An 8,685-nucleotide genomic window follows, 5' to 3' on the forward strand; every position below is an offset into this window, starting at 1 on the left:
GGGGCCTGCCGCTAAGTGCCGCGGCGCGCACTCAAGCGTCGCAACGCCCGGACGAAGGCACGCAGCGGAGTCTGACGCAGTCGGCATACGGTGCGGCCCCCCCCTTGTGGGGGGGCCGCACCGTTGTGTTAAGGCATCTACAGCAATAACCTTGTCCGCCGGCCGATCGGCACCCGCAACACCACATCGGTGCCGCGGGCGGGCGCGTGCCGCATCCCCAGCGTGCCGTCCAGCTCCGCCGACACCAGCGTCCGCACGATCTGCAGGCCCAGGCTGTCGGAGTTCTCCAGGCTGAAGCCGTCGGGCAGGCCGCGGCCGTCGTCGTGCACGACGACGTCGAGCCAGCGCGCCGAACGCTCGGCGCGAATGGTGACGGACCCCTCCTGGGCGGCCGGGTCGAAGGCGTGCTCGATCGCGTTCTGCACGAGCTCGGTGATCACCATGATCAGGGCCGTCGCGCGGTCGGAGTCCAGCACGCCCAGGTCGCCGACCCGGTTGATGCGGATCGGCCGGTCCACCGACGCCACGTCGTTCATGATCGGCAGGATCCGGTCGATGACCTCGTCGAGGTTCACCTGCTCGTCCACCGACATCGACAGCGCGTCGTGGACCAGGGCGATCGACGACACCCGGCGCACCGACTCGATCAGCGCCTCCCGCCCCTCGGCGTTGGCGGTCCGCCGGGCCTGCAGGCGCAGCAGCGCGGCCACCGTCTGCAGGTTGTTCTTCACCCGGTGGTGGATCTCGCGGATGGTGGCGTCCTTGGAGATCAGGGCCCGGTCGCGGCGCTTGACCTCGGTGATGTCGCGGATCAGCACCGCGGCGCCGGCGCTGGCGCCGTGCACCACCAGCGGCAGCGTGCGCAGCAGCACCGTGGCGCCGCCGGCGTCGATCTCCATCCGCATGCTCCTCCCGCCGGCGAGCAGGTCGAGCACGTGTTCGGCCAGCTCCTGCGCCTCGAACGGGTCGGAGATCAGCGGTCGCGTCACCTTGACCAGGTTGCGGCCCTCCAACTCCGACGTCAGCCCCATCCGGTGGTACGCCGACAGCGCGTTGGGGCTGGCGTAGGCGACGACGCCGTCGACGTCGAGGCGGATGAAGCCGTCGCCCGCCCGCGGGGTCGAGCGCGACATGACCACGTCGCCGACGTCGGGAAAGGTGCCCTCGGCGAGCATGTGCATGAGGTCCGTGGCGCACTGCTGGTAGGCGGTCTCCAGCTGGCCGGACGCGCGGACGGCGGCTTCCGCGGTCTGGTGGCGGGTCAGCACCGCGACCACGTTGCCGCCGTAGCGCACCGGGGACGCCTCGACGTGCGGGCCGGGCAGCTCCGCCGAATGTTGTTGGCCCGCAGCGTGTTCCTGCACGACGGCGCCGGTGTCGAAGGCCTCGGCGACGAGCGGCAGCCGGTCGGCGGGCACGACGCTGCCGACGGCGTCGGTGAGCAGGACCGTCGGCGCGGTGTTCGGGCGGCACTGCGCCACGCACACCAGCACGCCGTCGTCGCGGCGGACCCACATCAGGTAGTCGGCGAACGACAGGTCGGCCAGCAGCTGCCATTCCCCCACCACCGCGTGCAGGTGGTCCACCGCGTTGCCCGGCAGCATCGTGTGTTCGGCGAGCAGATCACCGAGCGTGGACATCCATCACCCCCGCGTCGATTCCCGGCGGCAGATACGAACGGTCCAAACGGCTAGCTGATGACGGCGATGAGGTCGCCCGCCTGAATGACATCGCCGACCGACACGCTCACCTTGCTGACGGTGCCGTCGACTTCGGCCAGGACCGGGATCTCCATCTTCATCGACTCCAGCAGCACCACCGTGTCGCCCTTGCCGATCTGGTCACCCTCGCTGACGACGACCTCGAGCACGCTGGCCACGATTTCGGCGCGAACATCCTCCGCCATCTTCACCCCACTCATCCTGGCCACTGGTGCATGCCGACTGCTGGTCTATCGAGCTCATGTATATCGAACCATAGGACCGGTCGAGACCGCGGCACGCGGGGCGTGAGCCGTCGTGAGACAATGTGAGACAAGCTATTGAGGCAAGCTAACGGGTGCGCGGCGCCCGACCAATCACGGAGGTTCCAAGAGATGGCCAAGCGTGGCCGGAAGAAGCGCGACCGCAAGTACAGCAAGGCCAACCACGGCAAGCGGCCCAATTCCTGACGGAGTAGTTACTCGGACCCGCGGATGATGGTGGTCCGGCGGATTTCCAGCCGGAGGCGTTCCTTGAGACCCTCGGGGGCCTTCTCGCCCGTGCACTTGGTCGCGATCAGCGCCTTGAGCCGCTCCTCGATGCCGTAATGCTGGAAGCATCCGGGGCACGCCTCGAGGTGCTGGCGCAGCCGCTCCTTCGCCTCGGGCGTGCACTCGCCGTCGAGCAAGGTCCATACCTCGGCGATCACTTCGGCGCAGCCCAGGCCGTGGGAATGGCTGTCGTCGGCGCGGGGCTCGGCGGGGCCGGCAGACTCGCTCATGACGGCACCTCCTCGTGCGCATGTTGGCCGCGGTTGAAGCCGCGCTCCTTGGCCACGTCGGCCAGGAGACCGCGCAGCTGACGTCTGCCGCGGTGCAGCCGAGACATTACCGTCCCGATCGGCGTATCCATGATCTCGGCGATTTCCTTGTACGGGAAACCCTCGACGTCGGCATAGTAGACGGCCATCCGAAACTCCTCCGGCAACGCCTGCAGCGCCTCTTTGATCTCGTTGTCGGGCAGCGCCTCGAGCGCCTCGACCTCCGCCGAACGCAGGCCCGTCGAGGAATGCTCGGCGTTGGACGCCAACTGCCAGTCGGTGATCTCCTCGGTCGGGTACTCGGCCGGCTGGCGCTGCCGCTTGCGGTAGCTGTTGATGTAGGTGTTGGTCAGGATCCGGTACAACCAGGCCTTGAGGTTGGTGCCGGCCCGGAACGAACGGAACCCCGCGTAGGCCTTCACCATCGTTTCCTGCAGCAGGTCCTCTGCGTCGGCGGGGTTGCGCGTCATGCGCAGCGCACCACCGTAGAGCTGGTCCAGCAGCGGAATCGCGTCGCGCTCGAATCGCGCGGTGAGTTCCTCGTCGGTCTCCTGCGGCGGTGCCGGTTCGGCGGCCCCCAGAGTTATCTCGCCGTCGGTATCGGCCATCTTCAGTAACACGGTCCCTTCTGCAGCGATGTCGCCGGCCGGCACCGAGAACGCCGCCGAGCTCGCAAGCGACCGGGTCAACTGCTCGTCCCGCTGGGCAGAGCCCAACAGGCACGTCGCGGTTGGCACCAGACTGCTCCTCCCAATCTAAAGGCTGCCCCCGACAGTGTCTGTCCCAGTCTGTCTGTGGCGGCGCATCTGCATCAGAAACCGACTGTTTTAACAGCATCTGGCAGCCCGCTATTTCCTGGGCCGAATCGGGCCGGTTCGGGCCTGGCGTTAATGTGACGCCATGTCCCTGAACGGCAAGACCATGTTCATCTCCGGCGCCAGTCGCGGAATCGGCCTGGCGATCGCCAAACGGGCCGCGCAGGACGGCGCCAACGTCGCGCTGATCGCCAAGACGGCCGAGCCGCACCCCAAGCTGCCGGGCACGGTGTACACGGCTGCCAAGGAGCTCGAGGAGGCGGGCGGGCAGGCCCTGCCGATCGTCGGGGACGTCCGCGACCCGGAATCCGTCGAGGCGGCGGTGGCCAAGACCGTCGAGCAGTTCGGCGGCATCGACATCTGTGTGAACAACGCGTCGGCGATCAACCTGGGGTCGATCACCGAGGTGCCGATGAAGCGGTTCGACCTGATGAACGGCATCCAGGTGCGCGGCACGTACGCCGTCTCGCAGGCCTGCCTGGCGCACATGAAGGGCCGGGAGAACCCGCACATCCTGACGCTGTCGCCGCCGGTGCTGCTCGGCAAGGAGTGGTTGAAGCCGACCGCCTACATGATGGCCAAGTTCGGCATGACGCTGTGCGCGCTGGGGATCGCCGAGGAGATGCGCGACGAGGGCATCGCGTCGAACACGTTATGGCCGCGCACGCTGGTGGCCACCGCCGCGGTGCAGAACCTGCTCGGCGGCGACGAGGCGATGGGCCGCGCCCGCAAGCCCGAGGTGTACTCCGACGCGGCCTACGTCATCCTCAACAAGCCCGCCCGCGAGTACACCGGCAACATGCTGCTGTGCGAGGACGTGCTGGTGGAATCCGGCGTCACGGATCTGTCCGTGTACGACTGCATTCCGGGTTCGCAGCTCGGCGTTGACTTCTGGGTCGACGGCGTCAACCCGCCGGGGTACACGGGGCCTTAGCATGGCCGCCGCTGCCACACCGGGCATCGCGGCGCTCGTCAAAGCCGGTGTGCCGCATGAGATCGTGAAGTTCGATCACGATCCGCGGGAATCATCGTTTGGCGTCGAGGCGGTCCACGCGCTGGGCCGGGCCGGCGTGGTGCCGGAGCAGATCTACAAGACGCTGATCATCGCCGTGCCGGACGGGCTGGCCGTCGCGATGGTGCCGGCGGCGTCGAAACTGTCGCTCAAGGCCGCCGCCGCGGCGCTGGGAGTGGCCAGGTCCGAGATGGCCGAACCCGTTGCCGCGCAACGGGCCACGGGATACGTAGTCGGCGCGGTGTCGCCGTTCGGGCAACGCAAGCGCCTGCCCGCGGTCATCGACGCCGGCGCGCTCGCCTTCGACCTGGTGTACTGCAGCGCCGGCCGTCGCGGCTGGGACGTCGCGGTGGCACCTCAGGACCTGATCCGGCTGACGGGCGCGGTCACCGCTGACATTCGGGCCTAGCGGACCCGCGAGCGTAACGTCACTGCGAAAATCCGCGCTGTATTTCGCAGCCAGGTTACGCTCGCGCGCGATCCGACCTCTCGCGCCGGCCAGGCCGTCGCGATGTCGAGGTCTAGCCGGTTCGACGGCCCTCCTGCGGCCCTCCGAATACCGCTTGGTTTTTGCGAACGAAAGCCTCCAGCGACTGGGGCGGCACCTCGCCAATCGTTTCGACCACATCGGTCACCGCGTCGAATTCACCGTGTTGGTGGCTCTCGGCCACCCGCGACAGGTGCTCGATCAACCAAGGCGTCATGACATCGACGTGGGACAGGGTCTGACGCCAGCGCTCGACTGGGATGTCGACGTACTCGACGGGACGTCCCAGTACCTGACTGAAAACCCCCGCCTGTTCCGTCATCGACAATGACGCCGGACCGGTCGGCACGTACGTCTTGCCTTGGTGCGCTGCGGGATTCGTCAAGATACCGACGGCAACCCGCGCGAGGTCTTCTCCCGCGACGGGGGCGTGCCGCCCTCGGCCATACGGCAGATAGACCTTGCCCTCGGTCCGAATGGTGGGGGCGGCGACGTTGAACAGATTCTCCAGAAAGAACGGGGAACGCAGATGGGTCACCCCGATCCCAGACCAGTCGAGCACGCGCTCCGCCAACCAGTGTTGGCGCGCGGCCGGGCTCGCGTGATCGGGGCGAGCGGTGATCTGGGACATGTTGACCACCGACTGCAAACCCGCCTGCGTGCCCGCGGCGGCGAAGGTCGCAGTCGCAATGAGAAGTCCATCGGCGAGCGGATACGTGAAGTACGCGCGCTGCACCCCATCCAGCGCCGCCCGCACGGCCTCGTAGTCGCGGATATCGCCGACCGCGATTTCAGCGCCGAGCTGCCTGAGCTCGTTCGCCCGTTCATCGGCCCGGCGAACGAACGCCCGAACATGCAGCCCCCGCTCGAGCAGCTGCCGCGCCACGTGGTTGCCCGTGGCCCCATGACTCCCGCCCGCGCCCACAATCAGGTAACGCGTCGAACTCGCCTGCGTCATTTCCGCTTCCTCCTCAAGGTAAACAGTCGCTTTACCCATACGGAGGCGGCGCGGGCCTCAAACTCATCGGGCGACGTCATGCGCCCAAAGACGTTGCCGAGTTTGGCTAGCCGGTCAGGCTTTTCGCCCGGCTGCGGGTCTGGAATGCCGTGATGACGTCCATGATGCCGATGACGATCAGCCACCACCCGGCCACCAAGGTCAGGATCGCTATCGAGCGGAGCGGCGAGATGATCATGACGGCGCCGCCGATCACGATGATCAACCCGGACAGCGCCTGCCAGCCGCGTCCCGGCATGTGGTCGAACGACAGCGCCGCCGCGAGCAGCGTCATCCCGCGGAACAGCCAGCCGATGCCGATCCAGATGGCCAACAGCCACACCGCCTCGAATTCTTCGCGGAAGCAGAAGAATCCCAGCACCAGCGACACGACGCCGGTGATGAACGACAGCACTCTCATTGCCACCCCGGCATGCGTGCCGAAGGCAGCAAACATGTATCCGATCCCGGACACCACCAGGTAGATGCCGAACAAGACACCCGCCACGAACAGTGTCTTGCCCGGCCAGACCAGCACGATGACGCCCAGCGCCACGGCGGCGAGGCCGATGAGCAGGAGCAGCTGCCACGCGCTGCGCGCGAGCTGCCGCAGTGGACCTTCAAACACGGTCTGATCGGTATTCGTCATGTCAATATGATTCGCCGGCACAATCGCAAAGTGAACGTCGCTGGCGACACAATTCGGTATCGCGCGCGAGTACTGCGAGCAACGTCGACCCAAAATTGCTGTTGTATGGAGGCATGACTACCGCGCTGGTGGTGGGCGCCGGGCCCAACGGCCTGTCGGCGGCCGTCTGCCTCGCCGACGCGGGCGTGCAGGTCACCGTGCTCGAGGCCGCCGCCGAGGTGGGCGGCGGCACCCGCAGCGGCGAGGCGATCGTCCCGGGCCTGCTGCACGACCACTGCTCGGCGATCCACCCGATGGCCGTCGGCTCGGAGTTCCTGGGTCGCTTCGACATGCAGCGCTACGGGCTGAGGTGGCGCTGGCCCGAGATCGATTGCGTGCACCCCCTCGACGACGGGAGCGCCGGCGTGCTGCACCGCTCGGTGGACGAGACCGCGGCCGGCCTGGGCCGCGACGGGCGGCGCTGGCGGCTCGCGTTCGGTTACTCGGCGGGGCGGTTCGACGCCCTGAGCGAGGACATCATGGGGCCGCTGCTCCGGTTCCCGCATCACCCGCTGATGCTGGCCCGCTTCGGTGCGCCCACGCTGCTCCCCGGATCGACGTTCGCCCGGCTCTTCCGTACCGAGGAGGGCAGGGCGCTGTTCGGCGGCGTTGCGGCGCACACCTTTCGGCCGCTGCACCACCCGATGACCTCCGCCATCGCGTTGGGCCTGATCGCGGCGGGCCACCGCCACGGCTGGGCGGTGGCCGAGGGCGGATCGCAATCGATCGCCAACGCCCTGGCCGCGCTGCTGACGGACCTGGGCGGCAAGATCGAGACCGGTGTGCGGGTGAAGACGGCCTCACAGTTGCCGCCCGCGGACGTCACGATGTTCGACCTTGCGCCGGGGGCCGTCGCCGGGATGCTGGGAGATCGACTGCCGCGCCGGGTTTCCCGCGCGTTCAGGAAGTTTCGCCGCGGCCCCGGCGCGTTCAAGGTCGACTTCGCCGTCGAGGGCGGCGTCCCTTGGACAAACCCCGACGCCCGCCGGGCCGGCACGGTGCACCTGGCCGGGACCTACGCCGAACTGGCCGAGACCGAACGGGAGATCCACGCCGGCCACCTGCCCGAGCGGCCGTTCGTGCTGGTCGGCCAGCAGTATCTGGCCGATCCGCAACGCTCGGTGGGCGATACCCATCCGGTGTGGAGCTACGCGCACGTCCCCAACGGCTATGCCGGCGACGCCACCGAGGCGATCGTCGCCCAGATCGAGCGGTTCGCCCCGGGGTTCCGGGAACGCATTGTCGGCCAGGCGGTTCGCTCGACCACCGAGATGGCCACCTTCAACGCCAACTATGACGGCGGCGACATCATGACCGGCGCCAAGGACATCCGCCAGCTAACCTTCGGGCCCCGAATCACGCTGTCGCCCTACACCATTGGCGTGCCCGGGATGTACATCTGCTCGGCAGCCACCCCACCCGGGCCCGGGGCGCACGGCATGTGCGGCGCCAACGCCGCCCAGCTCGCGCTCGCGGATCTGGCCCGACGGGCATGAGAGTCAATACCTGTAGAAGCCCTCGCCGGTCTTGAGGCCGAGCTTGCCGGCGTCGACGTAGGACTGCAGCAGCTCGCGCACGTGCTTGGGTAGGTGCGGAAACTCTGCGGCGTAATGGTTTTCGATGTCGAGCACCACGTCGAGGCCCACCAGATCCATCATCTGGAACGGCCCGGCCGGCACGCCCCAGTTGACCCTGAACATCCCGTCGACGTCCTCCGGCCGGGCCACGCCCTCGGCGACCACGGCCAGCGACTCGCGCTTGATGGCCGCCCAGATGCGGTTGAAGATGAAGCCGGTGGACTCCTTGCGGGCCTCGAAGGGCTGGATGCCGAACTCGGGCAACACGGCCAGCAGCGTGTCCAGCAGGCCGCGGTCGGTCTCCCCGTCCGACATCAGGTCCACCGCGGTGAGCTCCGGCGGCATATAGAAATGCATGTTGCACAACCGGGTTTTGTCGCGCACGTTTTCGGCCATCAGGCGCGACGGGTACGACGACGAGTTGGTCGTGGAGTCCGTCCCGGAGAAGCTCGAGATCAAGATCCCGCTGTGGGGCGAGATCGACCGGGCGGCGTCGCCGGGAACGATTTTCGCGACCAACTCGTCGTCGTACCCGTCGCGCCTGATGGCCGAAAACGTGCGCGACAAAACCCGGTTGTGCAACATGCAT

General features: G+C 67.9%; 11 protein-coding genes and 1 pseudogene. 5 read left to right on the forward strand and 7 right to left on the reverse strand.

Going from position 1 to position 8,685, the window contains the following annotated elements; translation table 11 throughout:
- Positions 1-137: 137 nt before the first annotated feature.
- Complete coding sequence (locus A9X00_RS24160) at positions 138-1,640, reverse strand: sensor histidine kinase (RefSeq protein WP_067159237.1); 1,503 nt, start codon at positions 1,638-1,640, stop codon at positions 138-140.
- Positions 1,641-1,690: 50 nt separating this feature from the next.
- Complete coding sequence (locus A9X00_RS24165) at positions 1,691-1,906, reverse strand: biotin/lipoyl-binding carrier protein (RefSeq protein WP_067159260.1); 216 nt, start codon at positions 1,904-1,906, stop codon at positions 1,691-1,693.
- 189 nt (positions 1,907-2,095) lie between these two features.
- Between A9X00_RS24165 and A9X00_RS32840 the strand changes: the two genes are divergently transcribed.
- Entirely contained in the window at positions 2,096-2,170 is a 75-nt protein-coding gene (locus tag A9X00_RS32840) for a 50S ribosomal protein bL37 (RefSeq protein ID WP_003416889.1), read from the forward strand.
- 8 nt (positions 2,171-2,178) lie between these two features.
- Here the strand turns inward: A9X00_RS32840 and rsrA are convergent, their stop codons facing one another.
- Positions 2,179-2,481: a mycothiol system anti-sigma-R factor gene (rsrA, locus tag A9X00_RS24170; RefSeq protein ID WP_067159240.1), complete on the reverse strand. Its 303-nt coding sequence runs from the start codon at positions 2,479-2,481 to the stop codon at positions 2,179-2,181.
- On the reverse strand, positions 2,478-3,128 hold the full coding sequence (locus A9X00_RS24175; RefSeq protein ID WP_197515253.1) for a sigma-70 family RNA polymerase sigma factor: 651 nt from the start codon (positions 3,126-3,128) through the stop codon (positions 2,478-2,480). The genes rsrA and A9X00_RS24175 overlap by 4 nt, the downstream gene beginning before the upstream one ends.
- 292 nt (positions 3,129-3,420) lie before the next feature.
- Here A9X00_RS24175 and A9X00_RS24180 point away from each other — a divergent pair, with 292 nt between their 5' ends.
- Together A9X00_RS24180 and A9X00_RS24185 are read left to right on the forward strand one after the other, a co-directional pair.
- Entirely contained in the window at positions 3,421-4,269 is an 849-nt protein-coding gene (locus tag A9X00_RS24180) for an NAD(P)-dependent oxidoreductase (protein WP_067159246.1), read from the forward strand.
- 1 nt (position 4,270) lies between these two features.
- Positions 4,271-4,756, forward strand: a complete 486-nt coding sequence (locus A9X00_RS24185; RefSeq protein WP_067159248.1) for a YbaK/EbsC family protein — start codon at positions 4,271-4,273, stop codon at positions 4,754-4,756.
- Positions 4,757-4,868: 112 nt separating this feature from the next.
- Here A9X00_RS24185 and A9X00_RS24190 read toward each other — a convergent pair whose 3' ends face one another.
- Both A9X00_RS24190 and A9X00_RS24195 read right to left on the reverse strand, forming a co-directional pair.
- Positions 4,869-5,792: an NmrA family NAD(P)-binding protein gene (locus A9X00_RS24190; protein WP_067159251.1), complete on the reverse strand. Its 924-nt coding sequence runs from the start codon at positions 5,790-5,792 to the stop codon at positions 4,869-4,871.
- A 106-nt stretch (positions 5,793-5,898) separates the two neighbouring features.
- Positions 5,899-6,480: an HdeD family acid-resistance protein gene (locus A9X00_RS24195; protein ID WP_067159254.1), complete on the reverse strand. Its 582-nt coding sequence runs from the start codon at positions 6,478-6,480 to the stop codon at positions 5,899-5,901.
- 113 nt (positions 6,481-6,593) lie between these two features.
- Here A9X00_RS24195 and A9X00_RS24200 point away from each other — a divergent pair, with 113 nt between their 5' ends.
- A complete protein-coding gene (locus tag A9X00_RS24200; RefSeq protein WP_067159257.1) occupies positions 6,594-8,015 on the forward strand; it encodes an NAD(P)/FAD-dependent oxidoreductase in 1,422 nt (473 codons plus the stop codon).
- A gap of 3 nt (positions 8,016-8,018) precedes the next feature.
- On the opposite strand, the pseudogene A9X00_RS24205 reads toward A9X00_RS24200, so the two are convergent.
- Positions 8,019-8,522, reverse strand: a pseudogene (locus A9X00_RS24205) (3-hydroxyacyl-CoA dehydrogenase family protein); the annotation flags it as partial.
- Between A9X00_RS24205 and A9X00_RS32145 the strand changes: the two are divergent.
- On the forward strand, positions 8,452-8,685 hold a 234-nt coding region (locus A9X00_RS32145; RefSeq protein WP_369830789.1), incomplete at its 3' end, for a 3-hydroxyacyl-CoA dehydrogenase NAD-binding domain-containing protein. The pseudogene A9X00_RS24205 and the gene A9X00_RS32145 overlap by 71 nt on opposite strands.

The organism is Mycobacterium sp. 1245805.9, from assembly GCF_001672915.1.
Taxonomy (GTDB): domain Bacteria; phylum Actinomycetota; class Actinomycetes; order Mycobacteriales; family Mycobacteriaceae; genus Mycobacterium.

Bases quoted from the DNA above. Each gene is read 5' to 3' on its own strand.
- A9X00_RS24160 (WP_067159237.1), bottom strand. From the start codon at position 1,640: ATGTCCACGCTCGGTGATCTGCTCGCCGAACACACGATGCTGCCGGGC.
- A9X00_RS24165 (WP_067159260.1), bottom strand. From the start codon at position 1,906: ATGGCGGAGGATGTTCGCGCCGAAATCGTGGCCAGCGTGCTCGAGGTC.
- rsrA (WP_067159240.1), bottom strand. From the start codon at position 2,481: ATGAGCGAGTCTGCCGGCCCCGCCGAGCCCCGCGCCGACGACAGCCAT.
- A9X00_RS24175 (WP_197515253.1), bottom strand. From the start codon at position 3,128: ATGGCCGATACCGACGGCGAGATAACTCTGGGGGCCGCCGAACCGGCA.
- A9X00_RS24180 (WP_067159246.1), top strand. From the start codon at position 3,421: ATGTCCCTGAACGGCAAGACCATGTTCATCTCCGGCGCCAGTCGCGGA.
- A9X00_RS24185 (WP_067159248.1), top strand. From the start codon at position 4,271: ATGGCCGCCGCTGCCACACCGGGCATCGCGGCGCTCGTCAAAGCCGGT.
- A9X00_RS24190 (WP_067159251.1), bottom strand. From the start codon at position 5,792: ATGACGCAGGCGAGTTCGACGCGTTACCTGATTGTGGGCGCGGGCGGG.
- A9X00_RS24195 (WP_067159254.1), bottom strand. From the start codon at position 6,480: ATGACGAATACCGATCAGACCGTGTTTGAAGGTCCACTGCGGCAGCTC.
- A9X00_RS24200 (WP_067159257.1), top strand. From the start codon at position 6,594: ATGACTACCGCGCTGGTGGTGGGCGCCGGGCCCAACGGCCTGTCGGCG.